This window comes from Ruegeria sp. BG9 (assembly GCF_056538305.1).
In genome coordinates this window covers 190176-206046 of record NZ_JBQFSY010000006.1, presented here as the reverse complement: position 1 = coordinate 206046, position 15871 = coordinate 190176, and the positions used below count along the sequence as shown (strand labels likewise).

Below are 15871 nucleotides of genomic sequence, written 5' to 3'. Positions count from 1 at the left end.
CACTTCGTTACGCCTTGGGCAAACGCTTGGAGACCATATGTTCTATCGCCCCGAAGACGGCCACGGCCTGCCGCACAATCCGTTCAACGCCATCATCACCCCGCGCCCCATCGGATGGATTTCGTCGCGCGACGCAAATGGGATCAACAACCTGGCCCCCTACTCATTCTTCAACGGGGTTGCCTACACCCCGCCACAGGTGATGTTTGCCACAACCGGAACCAAGCACGACCAGGACGGCGGCAAGGACAGCATCGCAAACATCGAGGCAACGGGCGTATTCTGCGTGAACATCGTAGCCTTTGCCCACCGGGATGCGATGAACGCCAGTTCAGCCGGACTGCCAAAGGAAACCGACGAATTTGCCCATGCCGGCCTGACGGCGGTCGAGTGCGAAACCATCGCTTGCTCACGCGTTGCAGATGCGCCTGCTGCGCTGGAGTGCAAGCTGACCGAGATCACGACCCTACCCGGTGAGGCAAACCGCGTTGTCTTTGGCGAAGTGACCGGGGTCCATCTGCGTGACGATTGCCTGAAGGATGGCAAATTCGACGTGACAACCTTCCAGCCTTTGGCGCGGCTTGGCTACCGAGACTATGCAGTTGTCACCGAGTTGTTCTCATTGAATAGGCCTGATGATTGAGGCCTGTCCTTAGGGGGCGCTGCCCCCACCGCCCTGCGGGCGACTCCCCCGAGATATTTCTAGCCAGATGAAGCAGAGGGATCCTTCATTCATCTGGCCAAAGAATACCTCGGAGCGCGAGGCAGAGCCTCGCAAATGATTCAGTGGCCGCCCAGGATGCCGGTACGGACCGAGTAGTCCACAGCCAAGCCGTAATCCGGGTCATCGTCGCTATCGACCATCAAGTGGCCCGCTTTGTTCAGCAGCTTGTGGCAGTCGTGGCTAAGATGGCGCAGCATCACACGTTTGCCCGCAGCCTCGTATTTTGCAGCGACGTTTTCGATGGCCTGCAGGGCGGATTGATCGACCACGCGGCTTTCGGCGAAATCCACAATGACCACGTCGGGATCGTTCGGAACGTCGAACAGTTCGACAAATCCGTCTGACGAGCCAAAGAACAACGGCCCCTGAATTTCATAGACTTTCGCGCCCTTTTCCGTCTCAGAGTCGCGGGTGACAGCATGGATACGTTTGGCGTTGTTCCAGGCGTAGGCCAGGGCCGAAACGATCACGCCGACGACAACCGCAACCGCAAGGTCTTCCATCACAGTAACGACAGTCACCAGAACAATCACGAAGGCGTCCATCAAAGGCACCTTGCGCATGATCTTAAATGAGTTCCAGGCGAAGGTCCCGATCACTACCATGAACATTACGCCAACCAGCGCAGCCAGCGGGATTTGCTCGATCAGCGGCGAGGCGAACAGGATGAAGGTCAGCAGGAACAGGGCAGCCGCGATACCCGCGATCCGGGTACGACCGCCAGATTTCACGTTGATCATCGACTGGCCGATCATGGCGCAGCCACCCATGCCTCCGAAGAAGCCGGTGGCGACGTTCGCGACACCCTGCGCGATGCATTCCTGCGAGGCTCCGCCGCGTTTGTTGGTGATCTCACCCACGAGGTTCAGAGTCAGCAGGGACTCAATCAGGCCAATGGCGGCCAGAATGACCGCGTAGGGCAAGATGATCTCAAGCGTTTCGAAGTTCAGCGGCACCATCGGGATGTGGAACGCAGGCAAGCCGCCCTCGATCGAGGCCAGATCACCGACACGCGGCACATCCAGACCAAAGCCGATCACCAGCGCTGCAACGACCAGAATACCCGCCAGAGGGGCCGGAATGATACGCGTGATCCGCGGCATGACCCAAATAACCGCCATGGTCAGCGCGACGAGGCCCAACATGGTATAGAGCTGTACGCCCGAGAGCCACTCGCCCCCGCTCATCCCGTGGCCGGTGTTTTCCATGGTTCCGGGGACTTTGAACTGGCCCATCTGCGCCAGGAAGATAACAATCGCCAGTCCGTTCACAAACCCCAGCATCACCGGATGCGGCACAAGGCGAATGAAACGCCCCCAATGCATCGCACCGGCAATCACCTGCAAAATTCCCATCAAAACCACGGTTGCGAACAAGTACTCGACCCCGTGCTGCGCGACCAGCGCCACCATCACGACCGCCAACGCGCCCGTTGCGCCCGAAATCATGCCGGGGCGACCTCCGATCAGCGCAGTGATCAGGCCGACCATGAAGGCCGCGTAGAGACCGACCAGAGGATGTACGCCCGCGACAAAGGCAAAGGCCACGGCCTCGGGCACCAGAGCCAGAGCGACGGTCAGACCTGACAGCAGCTCAATCCGCAGGCGCGACACGGTCAGGCCCTCATCGGGCACCCAACGGAGATCGGGCTTGGCAATACGGTTGGCAAAGCTTGCCAGCATGGCTCGGGGCATGGGACGGTCCTGTGGGTCTTTATGTTCGCGCGAAAGAGGGCCTTTTACCTGTCAAAGCACCCAAGAGATACCGCGACCAGCGGGACCCTGATATGCGTCAACCGCATAGCTTAACAGCACAACTCGCGACGAAACGGTGCAAATGGCTGAGACCACTTGCCAATTTCGCCTGTGACCCGCAGAGTTTGCGCGCATGAATCGAGCAGCGGAGACCCAACGTGACCCAAACAAAAATTGCCGTCATCGGCGGATCAGGCATTTACGACATCGACGGGCTGGAAAATGCGGAGTGGGTCCGGGTTGATACGCCTTGGGGGGCGCCCTCAGATCAGGTTCTGACCGGATCGTTGGATGGTGTCGATATGGTTTTCCTACCCCGCCATGGGCGCGGACACATCCATTCACCGACCGAAGTGCCCTATCGCGCCAATATCGACGCTCTGAAGCGGTTGGGGGTGACGGACGTGATCTCGGTCTCGGCCTGTGGGTCGTTCCGAGAGCACATGGCACCGGGTGATTTCGTGATTGTAGATCAGTTCATCGACCGGACATTTGCACGCGAGAAAAGCTTTTTCGGAACCGGCTGCGTGGCCCATGTCAGCGTGGCGCATCCGACCTGCCCGCGCCTGTCGAATGCCTGCGAAGAGGCCGGATTAGCCGCTGGCATCACCGTGCATCACGGCGGCACATATCTGGCGATGGAGGGGCCGCAGTTTTCGACCCTGGCCGAGTCCAAGATGTACCGCGAACAGTGGGGCTGCGATGTGATCGGCATGACCAATATGCCTGAGGCGAAACTCGCCCGCGAGGCCGAGCTTTGCTATGCCTCGGTCGCGATGGTCACCGACTATGACAGCTGGCACCCCGATCATGGCGAGGTCGACGTGACCTCGATTATCGCAACCCTGACTGGGAACGCCGAAAAAGGCCGGGCTTTGGTCAAAGGGCTGCCAGGCTTGCTGGGCCCGATCCGCACGCCCTGCCCGCATGGGTGTGACCGGGCTCTGGACCACGCGATCCTGACGGCCCCGGAAAATCGTGACCTGACCGTTCTGGCAAAATTGGACGCGGTGGCGGGCAGGGTTCTGTAGCCTTACCGTTGGGGTAGATTGTCTTGCACCGTCTGCCACAAGCCATGCGTCCAGAGATCATTGTGGGTGCCACCGTCAATCATGAACAACTGCGCCACGCCTCCGGCGGAAAGCGCTGTTGCGTGATGCGGCGGGACCACGACGTCCTCGGTGCCGTGGAAGATCAGTGTCGGCACCTCGATCTGACCGACTATGTCGCGGGTGGCGAACTTGTCGTGCATGAGAAGTGAGACGGGCAGCCAAGGATAGCGCTCGGCCGCGACATCAACGGTTGCGGTAAACGGTGCCTCCAAAACCAGTAGCTCCGCGTCGGGGCGCTGCGCGGCAACAGCCGCTGCGACGCCGGTTCCAAGGCTCTGACCGTGGAGCACAACGGGTTGGCCCTGCGCACTTAGTTGGTCATAGAGGGCCAGACCGTCAGCGACGAAAGCGGCCTCGGATGGGGTGCCATCGCTGCCGGGGAACCCGCGATAACTTGGCGCGAGCAGACCGAAGCCGCTGTTCAGTATTTCGCGCAGCCGGTCGGCGCGGTCCCCAAGATTGCCGCTTTGCCCATGGAAAAACAGAACGGTCGGCGCACCCTCAGCCACTGCAGGCGCGGACCAGACCGCCAGGTCGGTGCCATCCGGCATGGGCAGCAACAGGACCTCGACATCCGCCAAACCGACCGCGCTGGGTTCAGGCAACACGCCGGATGGTTTGAACAGCAAATCGCGCTGATTCACATACATATAAACCACGGCCAACACATAGAGCGCCGCGATCACCGCAATCAGGACAAACGCGCCTTTTCTCAGCCGCGCTGTGTGGTCCTGCGTCATTTTCTGAGTCTGCTCCATAAGGGCCTCCGTTCAACCGTCTTATCAGTCTGGGCATCGATGCGCGGGATTCAAGAGAGATGTATCAGGCTTAATCCGACCTTTAGAATTTCTGGGCGAGGCTGAAACCGCTTGACGCCTGCTCCGTGTGAGGGCTTGCTGCGAGGCGAACAGGAACAGGATGACCCATGTCTTTAGAACTCTGGTTGGCCTTTGTGGCCGCATCGACCGCGTTGCTGCTGATCCCCGGACCGACCGTGCTGCTGGTTCTCAGCTATGCGCTATCAAAAGGGCGCAGCGTGGCGGTTGCCTCGGCCACCGGGGTTGCCGTTGGTGATCTTGTCGCGATGACAGCGTCTCTGCTGGGTTTGGGCGCTTTAGTTCTGGCCTCTGCCACGTTGTTTTCTGTGTTGAAGTGGATCGGGGCCGCCTATCTGGTCTGGTTGGGCATCAAACTGTTGCGCAGCGCGCCATCGGGTGGGTTGAACCCGGTTGAAACAGGGCGTGATGCTACCGCGCGCGGGGTTTTCGGACATGCGGCAGCAGTTACCGCCCTAAACCCAAAGTCAATCGCATTTTTCATCGCCTTCGTCCCGCAGTTCCTGCGCCCAGCCGAACCCTTGGGCCCTCAATTCGCGATCCTGATTGCGACCTTCGTGGGCCTCGCCTGGCTGAACGCGCTGGCTTACGCGCTTCTGGCCGATCGACTGCGACTCATGATCGGGCGCGCTGGCGTGATCAACGCGATGACACGGTTCGGAGGTCTGGCTCTGATCGGAATGGGCGTTGCGACGGCTGTTCTGCGGCGGCCCGCCTAGTCGTCTGCGTTTTCTTTCATGAACCCGCGGATAAAGCGGCGGATTTCGCGTGCAGCTGACGTGTCCAGCTCTTTGCACAATTCGACAAAGGCATCACGTTCGTCCTTGTCCAGACGCAACACCAACTGACTGTTTTTCTTGGTAGAACCCTTACCGTCTTTCTTCGCCACGCGCCTTAATCCCGCAAACTACTTGATTCTCTCCGAGATGCAATGTATATACATAGCATATAGGATGTAGATATCGGGCACCTAACAACAAAAAAAGGATTTTGGCAATGAACCTTCATGCGGCTCAAGCATTTCTTTTGAGAGACCAGCGCAATTGGCGCAAACCTCACCTGTCTTGGCTGCCCGCCACGCTGTACCGGTACTACGGGTTAGCAAAGGCCGTTCCGAACCGGCGCAGATAGGCGCAGGCGGCATTCTATCCTTGCAAGGTTGACGCCAATGGGCCAAACACCCCGCGTGTTCTGATGCCAAAGGGGTGCCTCATGTCCAGAAACAACTCGGTCAAGGATTACATCCGAACCATCGTCGATTTCCCTCATGAAGGGATCATGTTTCGCGACGTCACCACCCTGTTTGCCGATCCGCGCGGATTTCGCATGGCCATCGACCAGATGCTGCACCCCTATGCGGGCGAGCGGATCGATAAGGTCGTCGGGCTTGAAGCGCGCGGCTTTATTCTGGGCGGCGCTATTGCACACCAGTTGAGCGTCGGTTTTGTTCCCATCCGCAAAAAGGGCAAGCTGCCCGGCACCACGATCAGCCAAGACTACAAGTTGGAATATGGCGAGGCGATCGTCGAGATCCACGATGACGCCATCCAAGCCGGCGAAAAGGTCTTAGTCGTCGATGACCTGCTGGCAACTGGCGGCACCGCTGGCGCTGGCATCAAACTGATCGAACGGTTGGGGGGCGAGATCATCTCTTGCGCGTTTATTGTGGACCTCCCGGAACTGGGCGGGCGCAAAGTGCTTGAGGATATGGGCATGGATGTTCATGTCCTATGTGAATTCGAAGGTCTGTGAGCCGAAAAAACTCACATATTATTGTATTGAAATTTGAAACAGAGTTGGCTTAGCGCTGTTTCGCGACTGTTCAAGGCAATTCTTTGCGCAAAACGCGTGATCCGTATGCGCTGATCGCCGTATCCCGATTGATGCTGCTTGAAGCATTTCTAATTTGGGAGACCACAAAATGTTCCGCAAACTTGCAGTCGCTAGCGTCGCAACGATCCTGTTGGGCACATCCGCAATGGCAGACGGTCATGGCAAAGACATCGTCGATACCGCCGTCTCAGCCGGTAGCTTTGAAACTCTCGTCGCCGCCGTTCAGGCCGCCGAACTGGTTGACACGCTGAAAGGCGAAGGTCCGTTCACCGTGTTCGCCCCGACGGATGAAGCCTTCGCAGCTCTGCCCGAAGGCACAGTGGCCGATCTGTTGAAGCCCGAAAACAAAGACCAGCTGGTTGCAGTTTTGACCTACCATGTGGTGCCGGGCAAAGTGATGTCGGGCGATCTGTCCGATGACATGACCGCAGCCACGGTGCAAGGCGGCGATATCACGATCGACCTGGATTCGGGCGTGATGGTTAATGACGCCAACGTCGTTCAGGCCGATATCGAGACATCGAACGGCGTGATCCATGTGATCGACAAGGTCATTCTGCCCGCGTCGTAAAGCAGTCAGACACGGTCCGAACCGTCCGGGCCGTGTCTACGCCTTCAGGATGGCTCCGGTATTCATGATCCCTTTTGGGTCCAACGTAGCCTTGATCCCTCGCATTGCCTGAAGTTTGACAGGATCGCCATAGCGCTCCAAGTCCTCGACCTTAAACCGTCCCACCCCGTGTTCCGCGCTGACCGAGCCGTCAAACGCGTGAACAAGATCGTGAACCGCGCTCTTCACCGCTTTGCGGTGGCCATCAAAGGCATCGCGGCTCTGACCCTTTGGCGGGAATACGTTGTAGTGAAGGTTGCCATCGCCCAAGTGCCCGAAACAGTTGATACGGAACGGACCCAACGCGCCGATCACCTCGGCACCTTGCCGAATGAATTCGGGGATGGTCGAGATCGGGACAGATATATCATGGCTCGAGACGGACCCGATCAGGCGGTTGGCCTCAGGGATACGCTCACGAACAGCCCACAGCGCGCGGCGCTGCGCCTCGCTCTGGGCAATCACGCCATTTTGGACAAGGCCCCGAGGCTCTGCAGCGGCGAAAATTGCCTCCAAACGCTCAGACGCGGTCTGCCCGGCTGCCAATCCAAGTTCGATCAGTACGCTCCAATCGGGCGGAGTATCGAATGGCTGGCGCACATCGGGCAACACCTCGGTCAGGAAATCCAACCCCTGCCGGTGGATCAGTTCAAACGAACTGACCGTCTCGCCCACCAAATCGCGCGTAAGGGCCAGCAGGTCGATCGCGGCCTCGGGCGAGGTCACCTGAAACATCGCCGTTCCAACCTCAGCCGGACGTGGAAACAGCTTCAGCGAAGCTGCGGTGATAATCCCAAGGGTCCCCTCGGACCCGATCAACAGATTGCGCAGATCATAGCCCGTGTTGTCTTTTCTCAACCGGCTCAGGCCATGCCAAATTTCACCGCTGGGCAACACCGCCTCAAGCCCAAGGCACAGATCACGCGCATTGCCATATCGCAGCACATTGACGCCCCCGGCGTTGGTCGCGAGGTTGCCCCCGATCCGACACGATCCCTGCGCGGCCAGAGACAGGGGAAACAGCCTGTCCGCCGCCTCTGCTGCGGCCTGCACGTCCTCAAGAACGGCCCCAGCCTCGGCAATCATTACGTTTTCAGTTGGATAAACCGCGCGAATGGCGGTCATACGCTCCAGTGAGATCAACAAAGGTGCCGGACCAGAGGTCATGACCTGCCCACCTACCAAGCCCGTGCCGCCGCCATAGGGCACAACCGGCACGCGCGCACCCGAGGCAAGCCGTACCAGCGCCGCCACGTCCTGCACGTTGCGCGGCAGGGCCAACAATCCAATTTCGCCCGCAAACCGGTTGCGCGGCTCTTCCAGGTAACGTTCAGAAACCGGACGCAACACATCATCGCCCAATTCAGCGCGAATGGCGTCAGCAAGCTTGGCATCTGCGGGGTTCAAATCCATTCGCCTTCCTTGCCCAACATGCGCGCGACCAGCAAGCCCTATTCCAGATCGATCAGATATTGCGGCTCTAGCACGACAACTGTGGGCCGGTCCGGCAAACTGCGCAGCGAGACGGTCAGCTCTGACACACCTTCGCGTACAACCGGGAAGTCATTGCGAATATCGACTAGAAAGCGATCCAGCGAGAAACCGGAAAACCAATGCATAGGAATAATCACCGAGCTTTTCAGCCGCTTGAGGACCGAGATCATCTCGGGCAGAGGCATGGTTGTCCCGCCATCCACGGCCGCCATCACAACATCCAGACGCCCCAAAGCAGCAAACTGTTCGTCCGAGGGCACGTGATGCAAATGCCCCAAATGACCGATGCATAGCCCTTCGACCTCGAACACGAAAATCGAGTTCCCCTTCTCCTCGACCCCACCATAGGACAACCGGATATCGGTCGAGACATTGCGCACCAGCATCTCGCCCAGATCCAGATGATGGTCTATCCCCTGCCCGAACTCACCCCACCCCGGCAGCACATGGGGAATGGCCGGGTCGGGATGCGCCGTCCAATGGGTGCTGTGCGCGTGGTTCATCGTCACGACATCGGGGATCAGATCGGCACTGCCGATGAACCCGGTGAAATCCGTGACCGCGTTCAGCCCACCCGCAGTCTGGATCAGAAAGGAGGCATGCGCGACATAGCTGATCCGCACCGAAAACTCCGGCACCGGGTCCTGCCACGCGGCTTTGTGCAGATATTCAATCCCAGGTGCTGCGTCGGCTATGGCTATGCAATGGCTCGGCCGCCGCTCCTGCGCCGCAGCCGCACCCGAGAGAAATACCAATACAGCCACAATCCAGCGCATAGGAGGAGTGTAGCGCATCCCTCCGCCAAGTCATGCCCCTTGTTCATCTGACCCAAAATATCCCGGGGGAGGCGCGGCTTGCCGCGACGGGGGCAGAGCCCCCTAGCCTGCGTCCGTCCTGCCCCGCCGGTCCGACCTCAAACTGGCGTAGAGAACATGCGTCCGCCACCGCCCGTTGATCTGCAGATAGGACTGCGCGACACCCTCGTATTTGAAACCCGAGCTTTCCAGCAGCCCGCGAGAGGGCTTGTTTTCCGGCAAGCAGGCCGCCTCAATCCGGCTCAGATCAAGACGAGTGAAGGCGTGATGAACGACCGCTCCGATAGCCTCGCGCATGTAGCCGTTGCGCGCAAAACTCTGCCCAGTCCAATAGCCCAGCGTTCCAGCCTGCGCAGGACCGCGGCGGATGTTGTCCAGTGTGATCGCCCCCACCAGCACGTCGTCTGAGCGGCGGAACAGAAACAACGGTATCGCGGTTCCGCTGGCGACCGAGCGCTGCGCCCAATAGACCCGGTTGGTGAAAGACTTGCGGCTTAAATGGTCCTGCGCCCAGATCGGCTCCCAGGGGGTCAGGTACTCCTCTGAAGCGCGGCGCAGAGCGGCCCATTCGTTGAAGTCCGAATGCACAGGCGGGCGCAGCCTGAGCCGCGCGGTTTCAAGTTTCAGCTTGCGCCTGCCCAACAGCATCACGCCGCACGCCTCTCCTGCAGTTCTGCCAAGGATGGCGCGCCCGAGACCGGACCGTATAGCGCCAAGGCCGCCGGGGCCTGAACGGCCATGCGTTCGGCGAAGGCCCGGACATCCTCGGTACTGACCGCATCAATCTTGGCGACGGTATCTTCCAACGAAGGCACCCGTCCCCAGATCTGCACCAGACGCGCCAGACGCTCAGCCCGGTTCGAGGGGCTTTCCAGACCCATCAGCATCCCGGCTTTCATCTGCGCACGGGCACGAGCGACCTCTTCTTCGCTCATGTCATCGGCAGCGCGCTTCATCTCGTCTATCGTGATGGTTGCAAGCTCGGCGACCTGATCGGCAGACGTGCCCGCGTAAATCGTGGTCGTGCCGGTATCCGCATAGGCCCCGGTCTGCGCAAAGATCGTGTAGCAGAGCCCGCGCGACTCGCGCACTTCCTGGAACAGGCGCGAGGACATGCCACCGCCCAATGCCGTCGAATAGATCTGCGCGGTATAGATCCCGTCATCGCGATAGCCGGGGCTTTCCAGCGCCAGAGCAAAATGCGCCTGCTCCAGATCCTTTTCTTGCCGCGCCTCCCCGCCGGTAAAGCGGGCAGCTTCGGGGACCAGACCTTTGCGCGGCTGCAGATGGCCGAACATCTCTTCGGCCATTTTCATCAGGGCTTCGTGATCGACAGCGCCCGCTGCCGACAGGATCATTTGTTCGGGACCATAATGTTCGGCCACGAATCCTGAAAGATCCTCTCGCGAGAAAGAGCTGACCCGCTCGGTCGGCCCAAGAATGGTGCGACCCAGCGGCTGGTCGTGATAGCTTTGTTCCTGCAGCCAGTCGAAAATCACGTCGTCCGGCGTGTCATAGGCCTGACCTATTTCCTGGAGGATCACGCCACGTTCAACTTCGATCTCACGCGGATCGAAAACCGGGTTCAGAACGATGTCGCCGATCACATCCATCGCCAGCGCCACGTCGTCTTTCAGGACGCGCGCGTAATAGGCCGTCACTTCGCGCGAGGTATAGGCGTTGATATAGCCACCTACATCCTCAATCGCCTCTGCGATTTGCAGCGAAGAACGCCGCTCGGTTCCCTTGAACGCCATATGTTCAAGGAAATGCGCGATCCCGTTCTGTTCGATCCGCTCATGCCGCCCGCCGGCGGTCACCCAGATGCCGATGGCTGCCGATTGCAGCCCCGGCATATGTTCACTGACGATACGAAAGCCGTTCTTCAGCTGGTCTTGTCTGACTGTCACTCAGCGATATGCCTTCTGATATGATCCTCGAGGGCACCCAGATCATTGGCAATCCGCGTCACCCGTTCCGGACGTTCATACAGATCAGACATGCGGGATGGAAGAGGCGGATGTTCCCCGCTCGCCTTCTCGACCGCAGCCGGGAATTTCGCCGGGTGCGCGGTGGCCAGAGTGATCATCGGCACATCTGCTGCGCGGTGGTCCTCAGCCACTTTGATGCCGATGGCCGAATGCGGGCAGACCAGCTCGGCACTATGGGCCAGAGTATGTTTGATCGTCTCAAGCGTCTCATCCTCGGAGACGCGGCCCGAATCAAAGCTCTCGCGGAGGGCTTCCATCGCGCCTTGGCTGACGTTGAAGCCGCCGGATTTCAGCTCATCCATCAACTGAGCGACCGCGCTGCCATCCTCGCCATAGGCATAGTACAGGGCGCGTTCGAAGTTTGAGCTGACCTGAATGTCCATCGACGGGCTGATCGAGGGGATGGTCTCACCCTTGAAATAGCCCTCACCCGACAGGCAGCGGTGCAGAATGTCATTCTGGTTGGTCGCCACGACCAGTTGGTCGATGGGCAGGCCCATGCGTTTGGCCAGATAGCCTGCGAAGATGTCCCCGAAATTGCCGGTCGGTACGGTGAAGCTGACCTTGCGATGCGGCGCGCCAAGGCTGACAGCAGCCGAGAAGTAGTAGACGATCTGCGCCAGAACGCGTGCAAAGTTGATCGAGTTCACGCCCGCCAGTTTGACCTCATCCCGGAAATCGAAATCGTTGAACATATCCTTCAGTGCAGCCTGGCAATCGTCAAAATCGCCATCCACGGCCAGCGCGTGGACATTGCTATCTGATGGCGTCGTCATCTGGCGGCGCTGCACCTCGGACACCCGTCCATGCGGATAGAGGATGAAAACATCCACCGCATCCAGCCCCCGGAATGCCTCAATCGCGGCCGAGCCGGTATCGCCACTGGTCGCGCCAACGATGGTCACACGGTCGTTGCGGCGTTTCAGGGCCACCTGGAACAGCTGACCAATCAGCTGCATGGCAAAATCCTTGAAGGCCAGAGTGGGCCCGTGGAACAGCTCCAAAAGGAAGTGGTTTTCGTTCAGTTGCTTTAGCGGCGCTCGGGCGTCGTGGCCGAAGCCTTCATAGGCGCGGGCGATGATCTGTTTGAACTCATCCTCTGCGAAGGAACTGCTGACATAGGGCCACATCACGCGGAACGCGATCTTCTCGTAGGAAAGCCCGGCCATGGCGGCGATCTCATCATGGCTGAGCGTTGGGATTTCGGCGGGTAGGTACAAGCCACCGTCACGGGCCAGTCCAGTCAGCATCGCCTCTTCAAAGCTCAGTTCAGGCGCTTGGCCACGGGTCGAGATGTATTTCATTGCGAGTCACTCTCAGAAGGGGCGCGATTGCGCCACAGGAAGTATCCGGTCATCGCGGCCCAGACGAGGGCCAGTCCAAACCATGTGATTGCATATTGCAGGTGATCATTGGGAATCCCCGCCGTATCGACCGGCAACGGGGTCACGCCCGGATCGGTCTGAGACCGGGCGATCAGCAGAATCGGCTCAGCCCCCAGAGCGGCAGCCAGATTGGGCACGTCGCGGGCGAACCAGATGTTGCTGTCGATATCGGCCTCAGGCGTATAGCTGTCGATCTCATCGGGCCAATGCAGGTTGCCTGTCACCTCCATCGGGCCGGTCGAACGGTCGGTCTGTTTGGCCGTGGTGGGCACAAAACCGCGGTCCACCAGAATGGTGCGATCCTCGGTGCTGAATGACTGGATGATGCGATACCCGGCACCGACCTGCTTGACCGAGACCAGAACGTGGATCTCGCCTGGCTCCATGTCACCCGAGATCGTCACGGGCAGATATTTGTCTTCATCCTCTGACACTTGTTGCGGCAGAGGAACCGGTTCAGCCGCGATGCGGCTGTCAATCTCGGACAGGATCTCTTGTTTCCACGCCAGACGCTGGACCTGCCACGTACCAAGCCACAGCAATACGCCCAAACCGGCGAGACTGAAGATCAGCAGAAATAGAGTGCGGCGCATGGAAGGACTATCGCTCGTTGCAGGAACCGGCGTCTTGTTAAGGGGGGCAGGCACGAGAATGCAACCACGCAATTGTATGGGGCGCAATCTTGCCCTCGAAAATGCGAAAAAGCCGCCCCGAAGAGCGGCTTTTGCAGTTCAAAACTAGTGTCGCTTAGAACAGCGGCGCCTGTCCCCAGATGTAGACTGCGAAGAACAGGAACAGCCAGACCACGTCAACGAAGTGCCAGTACCAGGCTGCGGCCTCGAAACCGACGTGCTTCTCGGGTGTGAAGTCCCCTTTCAGCGCACGGATCAGGCAGACCGTCAGGAAGATCGTGCCGATGACCACATGGAAGCCGTGGAAACCGGTTGCCATGAAGAAGTTCGAGTAGAACTGGTCACCGCCAAACTGCCAGTCCTCATGAGCCAGCAGTTCGTAATATTCAAACGCCTGGAGTGCAGTAAACAGGATTCCCAGCACAATACCGATCGCCAGACCATTGATCAGCGCCTTGCGGTCATTGTCATGTACCAGAGCGTGGTGCGCCCAGGTGATCGCACAGCCCGACAGCAGAAGGACCAGGGTGTTGATCAGCGGCAGGTGGAACGGATCAACCGCGTGGATATCCGGCTGGATGTATTCGGTGCCCGCATAGTCGTACATCGGGTACATGCGATGTTTGAAGAACGACCAGAACCAGGCGAAGAAGAACATTACCTCGGACATCACGAACAGGATGAAGCCATAGCGCAGTCCGATGCGCACAACCGGCGTGTGGTCGCCCTGACGGCTTTCCACCACAACTTCGGACCACCAGGCGAACATGGTGTACAGCACGGCAACGAGACCGGCCCAGAACAGCCACGGCGTCACACCGTGCATCCAAAGGACGGCTCCGAACAGCATCACAAAGCCACCGACAGCGCCGATCAGCGGCCAGATCGACGGGGCCAAAATGTGATAATCATGGTTTTTTGCGTGTGCCATCAGCGTCCCTCACCTAAAGGCGTTAGTTCGTGTTTGTGTCTTCCTGCGTTTCAAGGGCGGCATAGCCCTCGGGCAGGTCAATTTCGTAGAATGTATACGACAGAGTAATCGTATGCACATATTTCGCTTCGAGGTCTTCGACCATTTCCGGATCAACAAAGAAGCTGACCGGCATCTCTACCCGCTCACCGGGTTGCAAAACCTGCTCTTCAAAGCAGAAGCAGGCGATTTTCTGGAAATAGCCACCTGCCGAATACGGCGCGACGTTGTAAGACGCCTGCCCCGCAATCGGGCGATCGGTCGGGTTGTAGGCCTCATAGAAGGCCAGCCCGGTTTCACCGATGCGCACCTCCATCTCGCGTTCGACGGGCTTGAACTCCCACGCCATGTCCTTGGCTTTGGATGCGTCGAAACGGACCGTCACTTTGCGGTCGAGGATATCATCAGGCGCGGCTTCGGCGACGCCAGTGGTGCCTCCGAATCCGGTAACACGGCAGAACCAGTCGTAAAACGGCACAGCCGCCCAGGCGAGGCTGCCCATCAGGACAACCACACCCACGGTTTGCACAACAGTTTTCTGAGGACCGGACAGAGCCATCAGTTTTGCACCTCCTGCACGGGTTGCCCCAGGCTGGTGCCCGAGACCTTGACGATTGTGAGGCCGAAGATGATCACGATGAAGGCCGCAAGTGTCAGGCCAACACCCAAGTTTCGGCTGAAACGACGTTGGTGAATTTCATGGCTTTTGCGCAGGCTCATCACCACCCTCCCAAGCCGTAGGGTTTCAGCAGCGCCTCAACCAGAATCGCGCCAAAATGCAGGAACAGGTACAGCAGAGACAGCTTGAAGAAACTCCGCTCGACCTTGAAATTGTCCGCTTCCGCGTCGTCTTCGGTGCGGCGCGAGATCTGCCATGCGCCACGCAGGAACAGGGCGTTCAGCACCATGGCAACTGCCAGATAGATCGGCCCGCCGATGTCTGAGAACGCGGTGCCAACGGCCAGAACAGCCAGAAGGCCGGTGTAAACGAGAATATGCTTACGGGTCGCGCGACGACCATGGGTCACGGTCAACATGGGCACGCCCGCATCGTCATAGTCCGAGCGCATGAACAGCGCCAATGCCCAGAAATGTGGAGGCGTCCACATAAAGGTCAGAGCAAACATCAGCCACGGCTCAAGCGTCATCGACCCGGTTGCGGCAACCCAGCCGATCACCGGAGGGAACGCCCCTGCCGCGCCGCCGATCACGATGTTCTGCGGCGTCGAGCGTTTCAGCCACATCGTGTAGACCACAACGTAGAAGAAAATGGTGAAACCCAGAAACGCGCCGGCGAACCAGTTGGTCGCAAGGCCCAGCATGATCACCGACAGGCCGGACAGCGCCAGACCCAAGGAAAGCGCCTCGCCTTCTTGTACCTTACCAGCGGGAATCGGGCGGCCCTTGGTCCGCTTCATCACCCGGTCGATATCCGCATCCCACCACATGTTCAGCGCACCAGACGCGCCACCACCGATGGCGATAAACAGAATGGCGCAGAAACCCACGAACGGATGCACCGACACCGGAGCGGCCAGCAAACCGACAAGAGCCGTAAACACGACCAGAGACATCACACGCGGCTTCAGCAGGGCGAAATAATCGCCAAAGCTGGCCTCATCCGCGTATGCCTTGGCGGTCGATGTGCTGGCATTGATGCTTGCGTCGGTCATCTCTGGTCCTTTTGGGGCGCAAGCTGCGCGGTTCAGCGCGCA

At 59.2% G+C, this 15871-nt stretch carries 18 protein-coding genes; 5 read left to right on the top strand and 13 right to left on the bottom strand.

Annotation, left to right across the window (positions count from 1 at the left end; genetic code table 11):
• The first annotated feature begins 37 nt into the window (after nt 1–37).
• Nucleotides 38–643 carry a flavin reductase family protein gene (locus ACR0I8_RS12270; RefSeq protein WP_170377900.1) on the top strand — a complete coding sequence of 202 codons (606 nt, stop codon included), beginning with the start codon at nt 38–40 and terminating at the stop codon, nt 641–643.
• A 140-nt stretch (nt 644–783) separates the two neighbouring features.
• On the opposite strand, the gene ACR0I8_RS12265 is transcribed toward ACR0I8_RS12270, so the two are convergent.
• Entirely contained in the window at nt 784–2418 is a 1635-nt protein-coding gene (locus ACR0I8_RS12265; RefSeq protein ID WP_170691166.1) for a SulP family inorganic anion transporter, read from the bottom strand.
• Between the two features lie 218 nt (nt 2419–2636).
• On the opposite strand from ACR0I8_RS12265, the gene ACR0I8_RS12260 reads away from it, so the two are divergent.
• Nucleotides 2637–3509: an S-methyl-5'-thioadenosine phosphorylase gene (locus ACR0I8_RS12260; RefSeq protein WP_170377896.1), complete on the top strand. Its 873-nt coding sequence runs from the start codon at nt 2637–2639 to the stop codon at nt 3507–3509.
• Nucleotides 3510–3511: 2 nt separating this feature from the next.
• Here ACR0I8_RS12260 and ACR0I8_RS12255 read toward each other — a convergent pair whose 3' ends face one another.
• Nucleotides 3512–4348, bottom strand: coding sequence for an alpha/beta fold hydrolase (locus ACR0I8_RS12255; protein WP_170691164.1), 837 nt, complete (start codon nt 4346–4348; stop codon nt 3512–3514).
• 167 nt (nt 4349–4515) lie between these two features.
• Here ACR0I8_RS12255 and ACR0I8_RS12250 point away from each other — a divergent pair, with 167 nt between their 5' ends.
• Complete coding sequence (locus ACR0I8_RS12250) at nt 4516–5145, top strand: LysE family translocator (protein ID WP_170691162.1); 630 nt, start codon at nt 4516–4518, stop codon at nt 5143–5145.
• Here ACR0I8_RS12250 and ACR0I8_RS12245 read toward each other — a convergent pair.
• Entirely contained in the window at nt 5142–5315 is a 174-nt protein-coding gene (locus ACR0I8_RS12245; protein ID WP_170659968.1) for a hypothetical protein, read from the bottom strand. The genes ACR0I8_RS12250 and ACR0I8_RS12245 overlap by 4 nt on opposite strands.
• Before the next feature lie 323 nt (nt 5316–5638).
• Between ACR0I8_RS12245 and ACR0I8_RS12240 the strand changes: the two genes are divergently transcribed.
• Both ACR0I8_RS12240 and ACR0I8_RS12235 read left to right on the top strand, forming a co-directional pair.
• Complete coding sequence (locus ACR0I8_RS12240) at nt 5639–6178, top strand: adenine phosphoribosyltransferase (RefSeq protein ID WP_170477435.1); 540 nt, start codon at nt 5639–5641, stop codon at nt 6176–6178.
• A 169-nt stretch (nt 6179–6347) separates the two neighbouring features.
• Nucleotides 6348–6830 carry a fasciclin domain-containing protein gene (locus ACR0I8_RS12235; protein ID WP_170377886.1) on the top strand — a complete coding sequence of 161 codons (483 nt, stop codon included), beginning with the start codon at nt 6348–6350 and terminating at the stop codon, nt 6828–6830.
• Nucleotides 6831–6866: 36 nt separating this feature from the next.
• Here the strand turns inward: ACR0I8_RS12235 and ACR0I8_RS12230 are convergent, their stop codons facing one another.
• The 10 genes from ACR0I8_RS12230 to cyoE form a co-directional block, all read right to left on the bottom strand.
• Nucleotides 6867–8282 (bottom strand): FAD-binding oxidoreductase, encoded by a 1416-nt coding sequence (locus ACR0I8_RS12230; RefSeq protein ID WP_170691160.1) that lies wholly within the window; start codon nt 8280–8282, stop codon nt 6867–6869.
• A 38-nt stretch (nt 8283–8320) separates the two neighbouring features.
• Complete coding sequence (locus ACR0I8_RS12225) at nt 8321–9157, bottom strand: MBL fold metallo-hydrolase (protein WP_480703210.1); 837 nt, start codon at nt 9155–9157, stop codon at nt 8321–8323.
• Between the two features lie 84 nt (nt 9158–9241).
• Entirely contained in the window at nt 9242–9826 is a 585-nt protein-coding gene (locus ACR0I8_RS12220; RefSeq protein WP_170378135.1) for a GNAT family N-acetyltransferase, read from the bottom strand.
• Entirely contained in the window at nt 9826–11088 is a 1263-nt protein-coding gene (locus ACR0I8_RS12215) for a M16 family metallopeptidase (RefSeq protein WP_170691158.1), read from the bottom strand. The genes ACR0I8_RS12220 and ACR0I8_RS12215 overlap by 1 nt, the downstream gene beginning before the upstream one ends.
• Nucleotides 11085–12473 (bottom strand): threonine synthase, encoded by a 1389-nt coding sequence (gene thrC, locus ACR0I8_RS12210; protein ID WP_170691156.1) that lies wholly within the window; start codon nt 12471–12473, stop codon nt 11085–11087. The genes ACR0I8_RS12215 and thrC overlap by 4 nt, the downstream gene beginning before the upstream one ends.
• Nucleotides 12470–13147: an SURF1 family protein gene (locus ACR0I8_RS12205; RefSeq protein ID WP_170691155.1), complete on the bottom strand. Its 678-nt coding sequence runs from the start codon at nt 13145–13147 to the stop codon at nt 12470–12472. Before ACR0I8_RS12205 ends, thrC begins: the two co-directional genes overlap by 4 nt.
• A gap of 154 nt (nt 13148–13301) precedes the next feature.
• Complete coding sequence (locus ACR0I8_RS12200) at nt 13302–14117, bottom strand: cytochrome c oxidase subunit 3 (protein ID WP_170377876.1); 816 nt, start codon at nt 14115–14117, stop codon at nt 13302–13304.
• A 22-nt stretch (nt 14118–14139) separates the two neighbouring features.
• Nucleotides 14140–14715 (bottom strand): cytochrome c oxidase assembly protein, encoded by a 576-nt coding sequence (locus ACR0I8_RS12195; RefSeq protein ID WP_170377874.1) that lies wholly within the window; start codon nt 14713–14715, stop codon nt 14140–14142.
• Nucleotides 14715–14876, bottom strand: a complete 162-nt coding sequence (locus ACR0I8_RS12190) for a hypothetical protein (protein ID WP_170462197.1) — start codon at nt 14874–14876, stop codon at nt 14715–14717. The genes ACR0I8_RS12195 and ACR0I8_RS12190 overlap by 1 nt, the downstream gene beginning before the upstream one ends.
• Nucleotides 14876–15829: a heme o synthase gene (cyoE, locus tag ACR0I8_RS12185; protein ID WP_170691153.1), complete on the bottom strand. Its 954-nt coding sequence runs from the start codon at nt 15827–15829 to the stop codon at nt 14876–14878. Before cyoE ends, ACR0I8_RS12190 begins: the two co-directional genes overlap by 1 nt.
• Nucleotides 15830–15871 lie beyond the last annotated feature (42 nt).